Annotated in this window: 9 protein-coding genes; 4 read left to right on the forward strand and 5 right to left on the reverse strand. The window is 66.3% G+C overall.

The genetic code is table 11. The features are described from left to right. A partial coding sequence (locus DNX69_RS06085; RefSeq protein WP_110785130.1) for an ExeM/NucH family extracellular endonuclease occupies nt 1-6940 on the reverse strand: 6940 nt, incomplete at its 3' end. 500 nt (nt 6941-7440) lie between these two features. On the opposite strand from DNX69_RS06085, the gene DNX69_RS06090 reads away from it, so the two are divergent. From DNX69_RS06090 to DNX69_RS06100, 3 genes are all read left to right on the forward strand, one after another. Further along, on the forward strand, nt 7441-9222 hold the full coding sequence (locus DNX69_RS06090; RefSeq protein ID WP_234826871.1) for a type I secretion system permease/ATPase: 1782 nt from the start codon (nt 7441-7443) through the stop codon (nt 9220-9222). Nucleotides 9223-9232: 10 nt separating this feature from the next. Then, complete coding sequence (locus tag DNX69_RS06095; RefSeq protein WP_110785132.1) at nt 9233-10555, forward strand: HlyD family type I secretion periplasmic adaptor subunit; 1323 nt, start codon at nt 9233-9235, stop codon at nt 10553-10555. Between the two features lie 237 nt (nt 10556-10792). Then, nucleotides 10793-11188: a hypothetical protein gene (locus tag DNX69_RS06100; protein WP_110785133.1), complete on the forward strand. Its 396-nt coding sequence runs from the start codon at nt 10793-10795 to the stop codon at nt 11186-11188. Nucleotides 11189-11461: 273 nt separating this feature from the next. Here the strand turns inward: DNX69_RS06100 and DNX69_RS06105 are convergent, their stop codons facing one another. The 4 genes from DNX69_RS06105 to DNX69_RS06120 all read right to left on the reverse strand — a co-directional run bounded on the left by DNX69_RS06105 (nt 11462) and on the right by DNX69_RS06120 (nt 18187). Next, complete coding sequence (locus tag DNX69_RS06105) at nt 11462-12019, reverse strand: GNAT family N-acetyltransferase (protein WP_110785156.1); 558 nt, start codon at nt 12017-12019, stop codon at nt 11462-11464. Nucleotides 12020-12066: 47 nt separating this feature from the next. Continuing rightward, entirely contained in the window at nt 12067-13566 is a 1500-nt protein-coding gene (locus DNX69_RS06110; protein ID WP_425327295.1) for an efflux transporter outer membrane subunit, read from the reverse strand. 239 nt (nt 13567-13805) lie between these two features. Continuing rightward, nucleotides 13806-16973 (reverse strand): efflux RND transporter permease subunit, encoded by a 3168-nt coding sequence (locus tag DNX69_RS06115; protein ID WP_110785135.1) that lies wholly within the window; start codon nt 16971-16973, stop codon nt 13806-13808. Further along, nucleotides 16970-18187, reverse strand: coding sequence for an efflux RND transporter periplasmic adaptor subunit (locus DNX69_RS06120; RefSeq protein WP_110785157.1), 1218 nt, complete (start codon nt 18185-18187; stop codon nt 16970-16972). Before DNX69_RS06120 ends, DNX69_RS06115 begins: the two co-directional genes overlap by 4 nt. Nucleotides 18188-18498: 311 nt before the next feature. On the opposite strand from DNX69_RS06120, the gene DNX69_RS06125 reads away from it, so the two are divergent. After that, nucleotides 18499-18825 (forward strand): GCG_CRPN prefix-to-repeats domain-containing protein, encoded by a 327-nt coding sequence (locus DNX69_RS06125; RefSeq protein WP_110785158.1) that lies wholly within the window; start codon nt 18499-18501, stop codon nt 18823-18825. Nucleotides 18826-18853: the final 28 nt, after the last annotated feature.

The following is an 18853-nucleotide window of genomic DNA, read 5'->3' on the forward strand; positions in this document are numbered from 1 at the left end:
GGATATCGTTGCCGTCGCCGAGCAGGATCTGGCCCTGGATATTGGACCCGATCCAGATGTTGACGAAGTCGTCACCGGCGCCGAGATCGACCGTGCCGACGATCTTGCCGGTGTTGCCGAGCTTGTCGTTACCGTCGCCGAAGCTAACGTCGCCGGTGATGACGCCGGTGCTCTGATTGATCAGCTCGTCGGCGCCGGCACCGAGCAGGACGTCGCCGGTGATGATGGCGCGGTTGACGATCAGATCGTCACCCTCACCCATGTTCACCGCCGAACCGCCAGTGGCGGTGATCGAGCCGTCGTTGCTCAGCGTGTCGTTGCCGCCGCCCATCGCGACGCCGCCGACGATCTGACCGGTGGCGCTGTTGAACAGCGTGTCGGCATAGGTGCCGATCAGGTTGATCGCCTCGTTGCCCCGCAGGTCGAACGGCGCCGCATCCTCGGGGGAGACCCCTTCCGGACCGTGGCCGTCGCCCTTGATCAGGCCGTGGTTGGTGATGGTCGTCACCCCCAGCGCGTTGGCGTTGCTGGAGTTGTCGACCTGGATCGCACGGCCGTAGCCGTAGATCTCGCCGCCGGCATTGTTGACGATGCTGCCGCCACCGATCGCGATCGCTTCGGAGACGTTCGGCTCGCCGTCGTGATAGCCCTCGGCGCCGAGGCCGGAGATCTTGCCGGAGTTGATCAGGGTCAACAGGCCGTCGACGTCGATCGCGTCACCGTCGGAGTCGGCGAGTTCCGCCGAGCGTCCCTCCATGACCCCGTAGTTGGTGACGTAGACCATCTCCGCTTCCGACCCGTCGGTGTCCATGTTCACCGCCGAGCCGTTACGGCCGATCATGGTGCCGTAGTTGACGACCGTCATGTCCTGCTTGCCGGTCACCGCGTGGCGGGCGCCTTCGAGCCAGCCGCCGGCGTAGTTGTTGACCGAGCTGCCGCGACCGCTGTCGAAATCGAGCAGATCGCCGCTGCCAGCCGCGCCGACGACCGACTGCATCGTGCCCCAGTTGTTGACGACGGTGTTGTCGTCGAGCCGGGTGACGTCGGTACCGGCGGTACCGACCTGCCGGATCACGCCGGTCGCGTAGTTGTTGATCACCACATGGGCGCCGTCCTTGACCAGTTCCTTGAGGTCGAAGATGCGTCCGCTGCCCTCGATCAGACCGGCGTTGTTGAAGGTGATCACCGATTCCGGCCGCACCTCCTGACGCGGGTTGAAGTTGCCGTGGACCACGCCGGCTTCGAGGTTGTTGAAGGTGAAGTTGCCGGTCGAGTTGGTCTTGGTGTCGAAGATCCGGCCGGTCGCTTCGAGCAGGCCCGCGTTGTCGACTACGACATCGCCGCCGCCCTGCCAGTAGATCGCATCGCCGGTGACCGACAGCGTGCCGCCGTTCGCGATGACGAGGCGGTCGTCGTTGTCGACCGTCAGGCCCGAGGTCACGGCGGCGCCGCCCTCGACGGTGATGGCGTCGTAGCTTGCGCTACCGGCGACCGACCAGTTGCCGCCCGACACCAGCAGGTTCTCGACATTGAGGGTCGAGGGCAGTTCGCTGCTGCCGCCGCCGATCAGCTTGACGGTGTCGTTGCCGGCGCCGCCGTCGATCAGCGCCGGGGCGCCGTCTTCGGTGGAGACGATGATCAGGTCGTCGCCGTCGCCGCCGTCCGCGGTGTCGCCCTCGCCCACCGTGAGCTCGTCGTTGCCGTCGCCGGCTTCGAGCGTGTCGTAGCCGTCGCCGCCGACCAGGATGTCGTCGCCGGCGCCACCGCGCAGGGTGTCGTCGCCGTCGCCGCCGACCAGGATGTCGTCGCCGGCCTCACCGTCGAGTTCGTCGTCGCCCTCGCCGCCGTCGAGCTGGTCGTCACCGGCGCCGCCGAGCAGCACGTCGTCGCCCTCGCCGCCGTCGAGCCGGTCGTCGCCGCCGAGGCCGACGAGAAGATCGTCGCCGCCGAGGCCGGTGAGCTCGTCGTCACCCAGCGCACCGGTGAGTTCGTTGTCGTCGTCGTCGCCGACCAGAACCACCGACCCGACATCAAGGACGGTATCCTCGCGGTAGTCGAGGTTCTGGATGCGCTCGTCATGCGCCCGGTCGGTGTCCGCCACGTCGTAGGGCGTGTCGGAGTATTTCGCCGCGAGATATTCGGCGAAGGCGTCCTGTTCGGTGCCCTCGGCGGCGAAGTTGGCGACCTGGCCGGCGTCCGGCACCAGGTCGGGCGCCAGGTTGACGATGTTGGCGAAGGTCGGATCGGCCGCGATGAAGCTGGCGAACGGATAGCCGTCGCCGCCGGTGAGCAGGAAGCTCAGTGTGACCACGCGGATCGCCATGTTCGGATCGACCACCAGCTCGCCGTTGGCGACCAGCGCCAACACCGGGTTGCCGTTCTCGTCGATCAGCGCCGCCGACTGGACGCGATTGCCGGCCGGGTTGTCGATGTCGAACGAGTAGGAGATGCCGCCGAGCTGAGCGAACTGGCCCGGGGTGGCGGTCGCGGTGGAGGCCTTCACCGCGTGCTCCAGCACTTCGAGGAGCTGCGACGCGGTGACCGTGACCAGCGACAGCGCGTTGTTGAAGCGCAGCGAGTTGGCGATGTCGAGCTGCGAGATGTCGCCTTCCTGCTTGCCGACGCCGGGGTTGGCCGCCGGCGGGTTCTCCACCGCGGTGTCACCGACCGCATAGACGTTGCCGATCGAGTCGCGGACGCCGCCGCCGTTCTTGATCGACACCAGCACGGTGCCGTCGACCTTCTGCGCGTACCAGAGGTTGGCGTCCGCCGTGAGGTTGCCGAGGTTGGTTTCTTCGGTGCGCACCTCGCCGCGGCGGCCTTCCAGATACACGCTGGTGCTGCCGAACAGGTTGCCGTCCTGGGCGTCGATCACGTCGCCGACCGCCTGCGCGATGTCGTCGACCAGATCGCCCCTGCCGCCTTCCGCGAACGGATTGGCGTCGTCGGCATCGACGTCGCCGTCATTGTCGACGTCGATGGTGGTGTTGCCCTGATACAGCGAGTCGACCACCTCGTCGGTGGAGGCGTAGGCGCCGTTGACGGCCTTGTTCTCGGTGTAGATCACGTTGCCTTCGGCGTCGAAATCGACCACCAGCCGGCCGACATAGGAGTATTCGCCGGAGGTGTTGACGATCAGCGTGGTGTTGCCGTCGGCGTTGGTGGTGACGATCGGGTAGGTGCCGCCGGCGGTGTCGCCCGACGCCAGCACGTCGGTGTCGTCGGCGAGCAGCGTGTGCGAGCCGCCGGCGATGATGACGTCGACGCCGTGCAGCAGCGGGGCCAGTTCCTGTTCGAACGAGAGCTGCTGCAGATGGCTGACCAGGATGATCTTGTTGATGCCCTGGGCCAGCAGTTCGTCGATGGTCGGCTGCAGGATGGCCGCGAGCGCCGCCATGTCGTTGACGTCGTCACCGATCACGTCGATGCCGCCGGTCGAAGAGATGCTCTCGACGATCTGAGTAGTGGCGCCGACCACGCCGATCCGCTCGCCGCCTTCCTCGATGATGGTGGCGGGCGCGATCTTCTTGCCGATGCCGGCCGCCGGCGGGAAGCCGGTGTAGTTGGCCGCGTCCTGGATCGTGCTGGTGTAGAGCCCGGACAGGTTGGAGTCGCCGGAGAACTCCAGGTTGGCCGAGAGGTAGGGGAACTGGGCGCCGGGGAAGCTCGCGGTCTGCCGGATGATCGCCGCGAACGGGTTGGTGCCGGCATCGAACTCGTGGTTGCCGATCGCCGACGCCTGAACGCCGATGATGTTCAGCATCGAGATGTCGGCGGTGCCGAAGCCGGGAGAGATGTTCAGCGTGCCCGGAGCGAGATTGTAGTAGGTCTCCAGCGCGGTCTCGTAGACTTCCTTGAGCGAGGCGTCGCTGCCGGCGTTGAAGAACGGGCTCGGGATGAAGTTGTCACCCGACGACAGCGTGATCGAGTTGGCGTAGGTCTCCTCGAGATAGTCGACGATCGCGGCGAAATTGCCGGCGCGGTCGACCGCGTTGAGGCCGGCCTCGAAGTCCGAGGCGTGCAGGATCTGCAGCGTGTAGGCGGCCGCCGGCTCGTCGTCGCCGAGGTTGAGGCCGACGATCACCGGATCATGGTCGGACACCCGCACGGCTTCGTCGCCGTCGAAGATCGAGGTGTCGCGGCCGTAGTCGGTGTTGTAGTCGAGCGCATCGGCCTCGTCGGCGTTGATGTGCCAGGTGGTGACGCCGGAAACCTGAGAGCCGAGGCTGCCGTTGGCAAAGGCGTAGTCGAGCGTGCCGGTCTGGCCGTCGAACACGTAGGAGTAGGCGCCGTCCTCGCGGTTCTGCAGGTTCTCGTAGCCGGCGCCCTCGATGATCGCCGTGGACTGCTCCTTGGCGTAGCCGTTGAAATCGCCGAGCAGCATCACGTCCGGATCGCCAGAGCCGGTCGGATCGCTCGCAGCCCAGGCGGTCAGTGCGGTGGCGGCCAGCTCGCGCTGGTTCTGCCAGTTGCCTTGACCGTCGCCCTGGTCGGCATCGGCACCCGAGCCGGTGCCGCTCTTCGATTTGAGATGGTTGGCGATCGCGGTGAAGGTCTCGCCGGTGGCGACTTCTTCGAACGTCACCGCCAGCGCGTTGCGGCTGGTGTTCTCGCCGTCGAACACGGCGCCGACCGTGCTCTGGCTGAGCAGGCCTGAAACGCCGAGGCCGGGAAGGTCGGCGTCGTTGAGGATCTCGACCGTGGTGCCGTCGGCGATCTTGACCGCCGTGGTGTTGTAGATGAAGCCGACCGCGATGGCGTCGCCGCCGACAAAGCGCTGGCCGGGATCGACCCAGGCATAGGCGCCGGCGCCGACCGCGGCGTTCAGCTGCTCCACCAGATGCTCGATCGCGTTACCGGAAGACCCAGCCAGGAAATCGTTCTCCAGTTCGGTCAGCGCCAGCACGTCGACGTCCATGTCGAGAATGGTTTCGACCAGCTTGGCGGTCTGGCGCGCCAGTTCGGTGGCGTTATCGGCCCCGCGGGGGTCGGCGCCGATGGCGGTGGTGGCGGAGCCGACATCCAGCGTCGTGAAGTAGTTCAGCACGTTGAAGCTCGCCACCTTGAGGCGGCCGCCGACGTCGGCCGGTTCCTCGGTCCGCGCCGGCGCGGTGTCGTCGAAGCTGTTGGTGCCGTCCTCGGCGGAGCGGATCCGCCAGGTCGCGCCCGAGGCGGAATTGCCGGCCCACTGATAGTCGAGCACGCCGGTCAGCCCGGTGACGGTGTCGCCCATCCGCGGCGCAGTCTCGGTGTTGTAGACCGGGCCGAAGCCGTCGAGATTGCTGATCGGCTCGTTCTGGGTGTTGAGACCGTCGTCATAGGTGATGGTGCGGGCGCCGAGTTCGGCCAGATAGGCCTGATACGCCGCGGCGTCCGGCGCGTTCTCCTGGGTGAACTGCTCCGGACGGTCGCCGGCCACCAGCTTGATCTCGTTGAAGCGATCGAGGTTGTACTGCTCGGTGATGGTCAGGGTTTCCGGGATCGTGACCAGCATGCCTTCGTAGGCTTCGAGATCGGGCTGGTAGTCGCCGTCCTGGCTCAGCGTGGTTCCCGCCGACGGCAGATCGATCTGCACCGCCATGGTGTTGATGTCGGCCACCGCGCCGGCTTCGACGATCGAGATGCTGCTCGCGGTCAGCTCGGTCAGGCCGAAATATTCGCTGATGGAGCCGGTCACCCGCACCTTGTCGCCGATCTGGACGTCGGTGGAGCCGCCGTAGACGAAGATCGCTTCCGAGGTCAGCACGTTGCCGTCCGAATCGGTGATCTCTTCCTGCACGTAGAAGCCGTTCAGGTTTCGGCCGGTGTCGCTGTCGCCGTTCTGGAAGTCGCCGACCACGATCGCTTCCACCGTCACGGTCTGGCCGACCATCGTGCTGCTGGCACCGGTGCCCTGAATGGCGCTGATCTTGGTGATCGAGGCGTCGTCGTTGACGATGGTGCCGGTGGCCTGCGACGAGGCTCCGATGGTGGTGGTGACCGGCTGGGAATTGGAGACGGTGTCGAGCGTCAGCGTAAAGCTCTCGTCCGGCTCGTTGGTGGCGTCACCCGCGACCGTGACGGTGACCGTGGCAGTGGCCTGTCCTTCGGCGATCGTGCCGGAGAAGCCCACCGGCGTCCCGCCGACATAATCCGCCGCATCGGTCTGCGACGAGGCGAAGGTGCCCGAGAACGACACGTCGCCGACGGTGCCCCCGCTGCGCTCCACCGTAAAGGTGTAGACCGTGGGGCCGGCATCGCCTTCGTCTTGGGAGATCGAGGTCGAGCCCGGCACGAAGCCGACGGTCTGCCCCTCGACCGGCGTGTCCGGCTCGCTGGTCACCTTGATGTCGTCGATACCGACCCACTCGTCGTTGCCGCCGGCGTTGGTGGTCATAATACGGACCTGCAGGTCACTGTGACCGTTGACCTCGGCGGGAAGCAGCAGATCGAACGGCGTCACCTGGGTCGCGCTGCCCTGGGTAGTCACGTCCGCAGCATAGCCGCCGGACACGTTGGTCCAAGTGCCGGAGGATCCGAAGCGATACTGCACGTTGATCTGCTGGGCGGCATTGTCGGTGCTGGCGTCGAGGTCGCGGACATTGAACGAAACCCGGACGTCCTCCCGGCCGGAGGCGTCGAGATACAGCACCAGACTCGGCGCGTCGGCGGTGCCCGAGCCGTTCAGCGCTATGGTCGGGTTGGTCAGCGCGAACTCGGCGACGCCGCCATTGGTCAGGGAGTTGGGAGCGGTCTGGTTGGCGATGACGTCGACGGCACCGAGGGCGGCGCCGGTCAGGGTGCGGGGATCGACCCCGGTCGGCGAGCTCGAATTGATGTCTCCGAGATAGCCCTGGATCGACGCTACGCCCGACCAATTGTCATCGGAGGTGATCAGGTTGGCGTTGGTCCAATCCTGCAGGAGGTCGCCATTCGCCAGGACATGATAGGTCGTCGACATCGATTGCCACTCCAATGATAGGGGGATGGACGTCGAGCACCGTCGTCGCGCATGGCGCGACGGGCCCGAACGGCCGTGGTTAACGAGATGTTAATGTCCGCATCTAGAACGTGAACGCTAACAATTGGGTGACTGGATCTTAACGTTGAAATGAAACGTCGGGACGGACAGCCGCATCCCGGGGGCGCGGAACGGACGATGAGACGCGGCGCCAGTGGAGCGCCGCCTCCCGGCGTCGCGCATGATATTCATATGATATAAGCGGTTGGCTATGTTAAGTCGCGAGCAGTTCTCACTCGCGCTGGTCACCCCGGGCGGCCCGCGCGGCGCCGGGCGCGGCCGGCGGCACGGCGGCGTTTGGTCGCAGGCCCGGGGTGGACAATCCGCTTGCACGGGTCCGGCGCGGCGCCGGGCGCTGTCATGTGACTGACGCCTATCGTCGATAACAAACCCGCGCGGCTCTGATCATGGCGATCCGCCGCTTGTTTCGATTGGATATCATGACCGTCCCGACGCCGTCCCAACAGGCTGCGCCAAAGCCGCGCGATCTACCGACCGTCGCAATCGCCTCGTGCCGCAATGCTTTCATCGCGGTCGGACTGTTCTCGGCCGTGATCAACCTGCTGATGCTGGCCGGCCCGATCTACATGTTACAGGTGTATGATCGCGTCATCCCATCACGGAGCATCCCGACGCTGGTCGCCTTGTCGATCGCGGTCGCGGCTTCCTATGCGCTGCAGGGTTTGTTCGATTCCTTGAGGCAGCGCATTCTGACCCGGATCGGTGCGGCTCTGCATATCGCACTGTGGCAGCCGGTCGTCGCCACTATTCTGCGCGGGCCGCTGCGCGGCGGTGCGGGCAATCGCGGCTCGCAACTGTCGCACGATCTCGACTCCATCCGGTCGTTTCTGTCCGGGCTCGGTCCGACCACGCTGTTCGATCTTCCGTGGATGCCGCTGTATCTCGCCGGTTGCTTCCTGCTGCACCCGTATCTCGGCTGGACGCTGGTCGCCGGTGCGGTGCTGTTGTTCGGAATTGCGCTGATTACCGAACTGCTCACCCGGGAGCCGACGCGCGAGGCGTCTCGCAGCGGCGCGGCGCGCGGCGTTCAGCTCGAAGCCGGGCGGCGGAATGCGGAAATCGTCGCCGCGCTCGGGATGGAGCGGCGCCTGATCGAGCGGATCGGCGCCGCCAACGACGAACATATCGCCGCGCAACAGCGCAATGCCGATATCGCAGCATCGCTCGGTGCACTGTCGAAGACGCTGCGCTTCATGCTGCAATCCGCGCTGCTCGGTCTCGGCGCATATCTCGTGATCGAAGGCGAGGCCAGCAGCGGCGTCATGATCGCGGCCTCGATCATGGGCAGCCGCGCGCTCGCCCCGGTCGAACTGGCGATCTCGATCTGGAGGCCGTTCCTCGGGGCACGGCAGGCATGGCAGCGGCTGCGGAGCGCGCTCGGCAGCGGCGATGCTCCCGCCTCTGCGGTGGCGCCGGAACCCGCGACACAGCGGCTGACGGTCGAGCAGGTCTTCGTCGCCGCACCCGGCAGCGGAACGCCGATCGTGCAGAACGCCACCTTCAAGTTGGAAGCCGGCCAAGCGCTCGGCGTGATCGGACCGTCCGCCGCGGGCAAGTCGACTCTGGCGCGGGCGCTGGTCGGGATCTGGCCGGTCGGTCGCGGCGAGCTCCGGCTCGACGGTGCGACGCTCGATCAATGGCCGGCGGAGATCCGTGGCGGCATGATCGGCTATCTGCCGCAGGACGTCGAGCTGTTCGACGGCACGGTGGCGGAGAACATCGCCCGGTTCGATCCGGAGATCGACGATCAGGCGGTGATCGCCGCCGCCAAGGCCGCGGGTGCCTACGACATGATTCTCAAATTGCCGAAGGGGTTCGAGATGAGGGTCGGCGAAGCCGGCGCAACGCTCTCCGGCGGGCAGCGCCAGCGGATCGCGCTGGCACGCGCGCTGTACAAGGATCCGTTCATGATCGTGCTCGACGAGCCGAATGCCAGCCTCGACGCCGAGGGTGACGCCGCACTGACCGAAGCGATCCGGCGCGTTCGCGCCCGCGGCGGCATCGCGATCATCGTCGCGCATCGGCCGGCGGCGCTGGCCGCCGTCGACCTCGTGCTCACCCTCGCCAACGGGCAGGTGCAGGCGTTCGGGCCGAAGGACGAGGTGCTGCGCAAGACTTTGGCCGGCCATCCGGTGCCCGGCACCGTTCCGCTGCAGGCCGTGCCCGACGCCCGCATGACGCCGGCGGCGGCCGTGAGCTGAGGATCCGCGCATGTCTCGATCTCCCGACACCAAGCCGGCCCGCAGCAATCCAGCGCGCGATATCCGCCGCGCGGTGATTGCCGGCGTCGCAACACTGACGTTGGTGATTTCCACCGCCGGCGTGTGGGCGGTGACCGCGCCTCTCGCCAGCGCGGTGATCGCGCCGGCGCAGGTGGTGGTCGACAGCAACGTGCGGCGCATCCAGCATCCGACCGGCGGCGTGGTGGCCGAGATCTACGTCAACGACGGCGATCAGGTCCGCGCCGGCGACATTCTGGTGCGGCTCGACGAGACGCTGCCGCGCGCCAATCTGGCGCTGATCGAGAACCAGCTCAATCAGCTCACGGCGCGGCGCGCCCGGCTGCAGGCCGAACAGAGCGGACGAGACACCTTGGTGCTGCCTCCGGAGATTCTCGCACGCCGCGACGTCGCGGTGATCGCCGAAATGATCGACGGTGAAACCACGCTGTTCGCCCGGCGCCGCGAGGCGATCAGCGGCCAGCAGTCGCAATTGCGCGAACGCAAAGCGCAGATCGCCGACGAAATCCGCGGCCTCGAAGCCCAGATCGCTTCGAAGCGCGAGCAGGTCCGCTGGATCCAGACCGAGCTCGACGGCGTCCGGCAGCTTTATGAGAAGAATCTCGTGCCCTATGCGCGCCTCACCGCTCTGGAACGTGAGGCCTCCCGGCTCACAGGCGAGGACGGGCAACTGATCGCCGAAATCGCGCGCGCGAAGGGCCGGATCACCGAGACCGAATTGCAGATCATCCAGCTCGTTCAAGATCAGCGCCGCGAGGTGGCGACCGAGCTGCGCGAGGTCGAGACCAAGATCGCCGACCTCGGCGAGCGCCGAATCGCGGCGATGGATCAGCTTGAGCGCGTGGTGCTGCGCGCCCCGCAGGATGGTCTTGTCCACCAGAAATCGGTCCACACCGTCGGCGGCGTGATCACCGCCGGCGAGCAGCTGATGCTGATCGTGCCGAAGGATTCGTTGGTGGTCGAGGCCAGGGTCGAACCGCAGATGATCGACCGACTGAGGCTCGGGCAATCCGCCAAGCTGCGTTTCAGCGCGTTCGACTCCGCGGTCACGCCGGAGCTCGATGGGACACTGACGCGGATCGCCGCTGACCTGACCAAAGACCAGCAAACCGGTGCGGCGTACTACGTGGCCCGGATCAGCCTCGCCGCGACGGAACTGGCCAAGCTCGAAGGCAAGGCACTGGTGCCCGGCATGCCGGTCGAAGCCTTCATCCAAAACGGCGTCAGGACCGCATTCACCTATCTGCGCAAGCCGCTGGAAGATCAGCTCGCGCGCGCCCTGCGTCAGAAATAGTTCGCCCGACGCGGGGGGCTTAGACGCTCCTGCGACGGCGGCGCATAGTCTGGCCTCGGAAGTTTCAACGTGCGTTGGCTGTGACAGCCGGTGCCGTCGAGCCCGATCGCTGCTTCCGCCGATGCGGCTCTCCCGCGAGCCGGCAGGCCTCGCACCCGGACTACCCGTGGGATCGACCGCCGTTGCGCGATCGGCCGATTCTGCTAGAGTCGATCAAATATCATCCTCGCACGCACCATGTTGCAGATGTTCTCGCGATCCAAGCCCGACAGACAGTTCAAGGCACGTTCTGCCGGACGGGATTCGCAAACCGACGCCGGTCGCGTCAGTTCGATCGGACAGTCCATCGATGCCGCGCTTGCGGCAGCGCAGGCGGAGCACGCAGGTCTGGGTCAGCGGCTGACGGATGTGTTGGCGCGCGCCGCCTTGACGGTCGGCAACGATGCCGACGAATACATCGATCGCGAACCGGAGAACAACGAGCTGCAGAGCGCACTCAGCGCCGAGATCGCGAACGCCGAACGTCGGCTCCGGGAGCTGGAAGTTAGCATTGGGCACTTCAAGTTTCTGCGGGCCGCACTCGCGACCCGCTTCCCGGATCTGATCGGTTCTCCGAACAAACCCGCCCGATAGACCGCCATCTGCATCGTGCCGACGGCTTGCGGCTCGTCCGTCTACCTCCCCCGGCGCGATGATGATGGCCGCTATTTCCTGCAGATGCGGTGACAGTCGTCCCGGCGCCTGTTGCGGCCCGCTTTCGGAGCGCGATGATCCCCCGGCACGGAACGGTCGCGAATATCGCTTCGAAAACACAATCCGACCAGAAATGTATGTGAGTCGCCGATCAGGAAATCTCCGCTCGGAACTGGTATGGAAAACGGCCCGCCGCTTGTGAAGCGGCGCTAGTCACCGTTCATCCGATTGCGCCGATCGATCGGCATACACCTTCTCGAACCGGAACGATTCCCCGCCCGGGATGCCCTCTCGAGTTTCGGGATGCGGATCCGGGTGATGAAGGTTGAAGAATTCGACGATCTTGAAGCCGCATTTGTTGACATAGAAGTGGATGTTGCGCTTCTCGAAATACGGCGTGTGGGTTTCCCACGCCAGCGTGTCGGGATACATCGCTTCGATCGCGCGCCACGCTCTGGAGCCGATGCCTTTTCCGTGATGTTCGGCGGAGACGAAGAACAGATCGAGCGAATTGTGATGCGTGGCGCTGTCGATCGTCAACACGACCCCGCCGACCCGCGCGCCGTCGAGCACGATGTGATACGTGACCGCCCCCGGCGTATGGAAGAACTCGCCGAGTTCTGCATCCGACGGGATCGGACCTTCGGGCAGCGTTCCGAATGCCGCTGTGAACCCGGCCGCGAACGCGTCCTGCAGACTTAACCGGAAATCCGTCAGCTCCGCTTCCTGCGCCGGGACCAGGATGACACAATTTGCCTCGTCCAATCTCATTGCTTCGTCTCCTGCATTGTCGATCGGCCTTTTGCCGGTCGTCTCGCTCATAAAGCCGCACGCCGATGCGTGATCGGACCGGCTGGATGCGGTCCGGTGTCGACGTCGATCACCTCCGGCGTCAGTGAATCGACCTCGCCGTCCCATCCGCCGCCGAGGGCCTTGTTCAGTGCGATGTAGTCCGAGACGATTCGGACCCGGCTCTGCAGCAGCGCGTCTTCGGCGCTGTAGAGCGAACGTTCGGCGGTCAGCACGTCGAGAAAGCTCGACGATCCGGATCGATACAGCGACTGGGACAGGCTCACTGCCTGCCGATAGGCCGTGGTCGATGTCGCGAGACTTCGGCTCCGCACGCGCTCGTTACTCAGCGCCACCAGCGCGTCTTCGACGTCCTTCAACGCGGTGAGCACGGACGCCTGGTAGGCGAGAAACTGCTGGTCGCGCTGCGCCTGAGCGATCTCCACCGCCGCGCGCAGTTTGCCGCCGTTGAAGATCGGCACCGTCAGGGTCGGGCCGAGCGACCAGCTGATCGATGAATTCCTGCCGAGATCGCCGAGCCTGGTGCCGGAGGTCGCAATGTTCCCCGCCAAACTGACGCTGGGATACAGTGCGGCTTCAGCCTGTCCGATCCGCGCCGTGGATTGCGCGTAGCGACGCTCCGCCAGCTGCACATCGGGCCGCGTCAACAAAACATCCGCAGGAATCCCGGCCGGCACCGGCAGCTTCGGGGCCGGGATCGACTTCGGCCGCGCCAGGAGAGCGGACAACGCGGCCGGCGGCCGACCGGTCAGCACCGACAGCCGATGCACCGTCTTGGCATAAGCCGTCTCGAGCGTGGGAATCACGGCGCGCGTCGCCGCCGCCTGCCCGGTCGCGGTGGCGAGATCCACGGCCGACGCGGTGCCCGCGGCCAGGCGGTTGCGGGTGATCGTGGTGGTTTCGTCCTGCGACAGCGCGGTGCGATGGGCGAGCGCGATGCGCGCCTCATAGCCGCGCGCCTCGACGTAGCTCGACGCGACGTCGCCGACGAGAGTCAGCAACACGGCGCGCAGATTCTCGTCCGAGGCATCGATGCCGTAGGCCGCGGCCTCGACGGCCCTGCGGTTGGCGCCGAACAGATCGAGCTCCCAGCTCGCATCGAAGCCCGCCTGATACAGACCGGAGCTACCGTCCGATCCCACCAACGACGACGGACCGCCGAGGTTGAGACCGCCGGGTGCCGCCGACGTCCCCCCCGTCCCCTTTGCAAGCCTTGCCGACTTGGTGTTGGCGATCGTCGGAAGCAACGCGCCCACCGCCTGCCGATAGCTCGCCCGTGCCTCGCGCACGCGCGCGCTCGCCGTCGCCACATCGAGGTTGCCGTCCACGGCCTCGACCACCAGTCGATCCAAGGTCGGATCGCGCAAGCGGGTCCACCAACGTGGCAACACGGGCGGCGCAGGGGTCGCGACGCCGGCCCGGCTCCACTGCGCGGGCGTCGCGACAAGCGGCGTCCGATAGTCGGGACCGACAGCGCATCCGCCTAGCAACACCGCGGCGAGAATCATCAGCGTCGCAAACGACGGCGCGACCGCAGGCTTCGCCGGTGTCGTGGGTTTCGCAGGCGCCTGCACGGGCGGCGGCGTCCTTGCCGGGTTCAGCGGAATCTCGATGGCGCACCCGCTCAGCGCGGTAGCTATCGACGCCAACGACGCTGACGCGGCGAGCAGCACTCCGGCTCTCCGGCAACGCCGAAGCCATCCGCGCGACCGCATCATCGGCGTTCGTGCTTGCATCATTGCTCTGCTCACGAGTCTGTCGGGCCCGCAAGGCCGAACGCCGCGGGCGGGGTCGGGCTCACGGTGATCTCGGTGCCGGCCGCGCCCTTGAACACACGCCGAACCACGACGAACAGCAGCGGCACGAAGAAGATGCCCAGTACGGTGGCCGCCAGCATGCCGCCCATCACACCGATGCCGATCGAGTTCTGCGCCGCCGAGCCGGCGCCGCTGGCGACGACCAGCGGCGCGACGCCGAGGATGAACGCGAACGACGTCATCAGGATCGGCCGCAGCCGCTGCCGCGCGGCGAGCAAAGTGGCGCGGTGCAATCCCAACCCCGCCTGCTGCCGGGCGATGGCGAATTCGATGATCAGGATGGCGTTCTTGGCGGCAAGACCGATCGTGGTCAGCAGACCGACCTTGAAGTACACGTCATTGCTCTGACCGAGCAGCAGCGCGGCCGCCAGCGCGCCGAACACGCCGACCGGCACCGACAGCATCACGGCGAACGGGATCGACCAGCTCTCGTAGAGCGCGGCCAGACACAAGAACACCACCAGGATTGAGATCGCGTACAGCGACGCCGCCTGATTGCCGGAGAGCTGTTCCTGCCGCGACAACGCGGTCCATTCGTGGCCGAAGCCGCCCGGCAGGCCGGCGACCAGGCGATCGATCTCCGCCATCGCCGCGCCGGAGCTGACCGAGGCCGCAGCGTCGCCCTGGATCTGAACCGCGGCCGCGCCGTTGTAGCGCTCGAGCCGCGGCGAGCCGAAGGTCCAGCGGCCGGACGCGAAGGCAGAGAACGGCACCATCGCGCCGGCGTTGTTGCGGACGTACCAAAGATCCAGATCCTCCGGCTGCATCCGGAAGTCCGCCGCAGATTGCAGATAGACCCGCTTGACGCGGCCACGGTCGATGAAGTCGTTGACGTAGCTGCTGCCCCACGCGATCGACAGCGTCGAATTGACGTCGGCGAGATTGAGGCCGAGCGCACTCGCCTTCTCCCGATCGATGTCGATCGAAAATTGCGGGGTATCGTCCTGCCCATTGGGCCGGGTCCCGCTCAGGAGCCGGCTTTTACCGGCGGCGCCGAGCAGCTGATCGCGCACGGCCATCAACTTGTCGTGCCCCGCGCCGTTGATATCCTTCAGATAGAAATCGAAGCCGTTGCTGGTTCCGAGCCCTTCGATCGCCGGCGGCGCCAGCGCAAATACCTTCGCGTCGCGAATGCCGGCGAACACTGCCATGGCACGTTCGGCCACCGCATTTGCGGAGAGGTCGGTGTCTTTGCGTTCGGCGAAGTCCCTCAGACGCACGAAGGCCATGCCGACATTCTGGCCGGCCCCGGAAAACGAGAAGCCCGTCACCGTCATGAGTCCATCCACCGCCTTGGTCTCGTGGTCCAGGAAATGGCGGGTGACCTTGTCGAGCACACGCTCCGTGCGGTCGGTGGTGGCGCCGACCGGCAACTGCACCGACACCATCAGCAGGCCTTGGTCCTCTTCCGGCAGGAACGAACTCGGCAGCCGGATGAACAACGCCGCGGCGGCGACGATGACGAGCACGAACGCGATCAGACCTTGCCGCGGACGCCGCAGCATGCCGCGCGCCCCGGCCTGATAGGCATCCGTGCCTCGGCCCAGCACGCGGTTGAACCATCCGAATAGGCCGCGCTTCTCGTCGTGCGGCTTCGGCGGACGAAGAATCGTCGCGCACAGGGCCGGCGTCAGCACCAGGGCCACGATCACCGACAGCACCATCGCGGAGACGATCGTGACCGCGAATTGCCGATAGATGACCCCCACCGAGCCGCCGAAGAACGCCATCGGCACGAACACCGCCGACAGAACCGTCGTGATGCCGATCAGCGCGCCGGTGATTTCCGTCATCGATTTGGCCGTCGCCTCGCGCGGTGACAGCCCCTCGTCGTGCATCACGCGTTCGACGTTCTCGACCACCACGATCGCGTCGTCGACCAGAAGGCCGATCGCCAGCACCATAGCGAACATGGTCAGCGTGTTGATCGAATAACCAGCGAGCGCCAGCACGCCGAAGGTGCCGAGCAGCACCACCGGAACCGCCAGCGTCGGGATCAGCGTCGCACGAAAGTTCTGCAGGAAAACCAGCATCACCACGAAGACGAGGACGACCGCCTCGACCAGCGTGCGGGTGACGTCGCCGATCGAGATCTCGACGAACGGCGTGGTGTCGTAAGGGTAGACGACCTTGACGCCTTGCGGCAACGTCGGGACCATCTCGTTGACCACCGCCTTGACGGCCGCGGCCGTCCTGATCGCATTGGCGCCGGTCGCCAGATTGATGGCGAGCCCCGTCGCCGGCAAGCCGTTGTAGGTCGACGCGCTCGTGTAGTCCTCCGCGCCGAGTTCGACGGTGGCGACATCGTTGATACGCACCATCGATCCGTTGCTGTCGCTCTTGACGACGATGCTGCGGAACTGCGCCGGCGTCTGCAGCCGGCTCTGCGCGGTGACGGTCGCGTTCAGCTGCTGGCCCTTGCGCGCCGGCAGGCCGCCGAGCTGGCCGGCCGAAACCTGGGTGTTCTGCGCCTGAATCGCCGCGGTGACGTCGGCCGGCGTCAACGCGTATTTCAGCAGCTTCTCCGGATCGAGCCAGATCCGCATCGCATAGCCGCCGCCGAACAGCTGGGTGTTGCCGACGCCTTCCACTCGCTTGAGCCTGTCGTTCAGCGAGCTCTTCACATAGTCGGCGATATCGGTCTCGCTCATCTTGCCGTTGGTCGAGACGAAGCCGACAATCATCAGAAAGCCGTTGGTGGATTTGGTGACCGAGAGCCCCGTGGTCTGGACGATCGACGGCAGCAGCGCGGTGACGAGCTGCAGCTTGTTCTGCACCTGCATCTGCGCGACGTCGGGATTGGCCTTGTTGGTGAAGGTGATCGCGATCTCGGCCTGGCCGCTCGAGGTCGACGACGCGGTCATGTAGTCGAGGTTGTCGAGTCCGGTCATGCCCTGCTCGATGACCTTGGTCACCGAGTTCTCGACCGTCTGCGCGTCCGCGCCGGGATAGCTGGCGCTGATCTGGATCGTCGGCGGCGCGATCTCCGGATACTGCGACACCGGCAGCGTGGTCAGCGCCAACAGCCCGCCGAGCATGATCACGATCGCGATCACCCAGGCGAAGATCGGCCTCTTGATGAAGAAGGCGGAGATCATGGCTCCGCCCCCGGACGCGCCGCGCGTCGGTGCCGCGGCAGGCGTTCGCGCACTTCGCCGGTCGTGTCGTCGACCACGACTTCGGTGCCGGCGGCCATCTGCCCGGGACGCACATATTGCGTGCCTTCGACGATCACCCGATCGCCGTCGCGAACCCCGGCGCCGATCAGCCAGTTGTTGCCGACGCTGCGGATCATGGACAGCACGCGCTCTTCGGCCTTGCCGTCCTTGTCGAGAAACATCGCGACCGCCTCACCCTTGGTGTTTCGGGTGACGGCGCGCTGCGGCACCAGGAAGCTGTCGGGCGCGACGCCTTCTTCGACCACGGCGCGGGCATACATGCCGGGCAGCAGCAGTCGCTGCGGATTGGGGAACACTGCGCGCAACGTCACCGTGCCGGTCGAGGTGCTGACATTGGCCTCGGAGAATTCCAGCTTGCCCGCCAGCGGATAGATCGCGCCGTTTTCCAGTTTCAGTTTCACCGCGACATGCGGACCGCTCACCTTCAGGCGTCCGGCGTCGATCGCCTGCCGCAGGTCCAGCAGGTTGGTGCTCGACTGAATGACGTCGACGAAAATCGGGTCGAGCGTGCGGATCGTGGTCAGCAAGCCGGTCTGGCCGGCCGTGACCAGTGCACCGGGCGTCAGGGACGAACGGTCGGTCCGGCCGCCGATCGGCGCCTTGATCGTCGTGTAGTCGAGGTTGATCCTGGCGGTCTCGACCGCGGCTTTCGCGGTGGCCACCTCCGCTTTCGCCTGGGAGAGCGCGGCGACCGCATCGTCGAGATCCTGCTTGCTGACGGCGTTCTGCTTGACAAGGCTCTGATAGCGCTCCGACTTGGCCTGGGCGCTGGGCACTGCGGCTTCCGCCTTCCGCAAGGCCGCGACGGCGCTGTCATAGGCTGCCTTGTAGGGCGCAGGATCGATCTGGTAGAGCGCCGCGCCTTCGGTGACTTCGCTCCCCTCGGTGAACAGGCGCTGCTGAACGATGCCCGACACCTGGGGACGCACCTCGGCCGTCTGCGAAGCGACGACCCGACCGGGAAGCTCCGCGGTCATCGCCACCGCCTGCGGGCGCAGCGTCACGATGCCGACCTCGGGACGGTCGACGCCGGCGGAATCGGCGCCGTGATCGTCCGACTGGGGCTTGCAACCGGCAAGCGCCACGGCGAACGCCAGGGCCGCGATCGCGGCAACCGCTGAATGGGACGACACGGGCTTCACTCTCGAGGGAGTACGACGGGGCGACCACCCAGCCGAAGCGTGGGAGCGCGATGCGATGACGCGCGAGACTTATCTGCAGCGCATTGGTCGCGTGTGGAGAGTTTGTGGAGACTTGATGGAGACGGCGGTCCGCCGGCCGCCTGACGCTACCGGCCCACGGTCAATTCGAACACGTTTTCAATTGATTATGAGATATTCGACGTCACCGGAGCACGCTCGCCGTCTGCAGGATTTTGGCCGCGATGTTCGCTAACAACAGGCAGGTCGCCGATCGCGACGTTGTCAGGGAGCTCTGTGATCCGATGAAAAAGTTGCTGTTGAAAGCCGCGGTACTGATGGGCACGTTGTCGCCGTGGGGCGGCGGTGCGGTGGCGATGCCGTTCGGCCATGCGCTACAGGCGTCGCCGGATGTGATCCAAGCCGATTGGCAATGCGGCCGAGGATGGCATCTCACGTCCTGGGGCACCTGTCGTCCCGATCGCCGCCTCGGCTATCGGTTTTCATCGTGGCCGTACCGCTATGATGGCTACCGCACCTACGACTGGAGTGACGATCACGACTGGCGCCATGACCACGACCCGTCCGATGACGACGCTCCGCCCCCATACGACTGGTCATGGGACCACTGAACCGGGGGTGCCCCAAGCCGGGGCGATC

The sequence above is a fragment of the Rhodopseudomonas palustris genome (assembly GCF_003226555.1).
GTDB lineage: Bacteria > Pseudomonadota > Alphaproteobacteria > Rhizobiales > Xanthobacteraceae > Rhodopseudomonas > Rhodopseudomonas palustris_I.

Excerpts from the sequence above, each read along its gene's own strand:
- DNX69_RS06090 (WP_234826871.1), top strand. The coding sequence starts at position 7,441 with ATGACCGTCCCGACGCCGTCCCAACAGGCTGCGCCAAAGCCGCGCGAT.
- DNX69_RS06095 (WP_110785132.1), top strand. The coding sequence starts at position 9,233 with ATGTCTCGATCTCCCGACACCAAGCCGGCCCGCAGCAATCCAGCGCGC.
- DNX69_RS06100 (WP_110785133.1), top strand. The coding sequence starts at position 10,793 with ATGTTGCAGATGTTCTCGCGATCCAAGCCCGACAGACAGTTCAAGGCA.
- DNX69_RS06105 (WP_110785156.1), bottom strand. The coding sequence starts at position 12,019 with ATGAGATTGGACGAGGCAAATTGTGTCATCCTGGTCCCGGCGCAGGAA.
- DNX69_RS06110 (WP_425327295.1), bottom strand. The coding sequence starts at position 13,566 with ATGATTCTCGCCGCGGTGTTGCTAGGCGGATGCGCTGTCGGTCCCGAC.
- DNX69_RS06115 (WP_110785135.1), bottom strand. The coding sequence starts at position 16,973 with ATGATCTCCGCCTTCTTCATCAAGAGGCCGATCTTCGCCTGGGTGATC.
- DNX69_RS06125 (WP_110785158.1), top strand. The coding sequence starts at position 18,499 with ATGAAAAAGTTGCTGTTGAAAGCCGCGGTACTGATGGGCACGTTGTCG.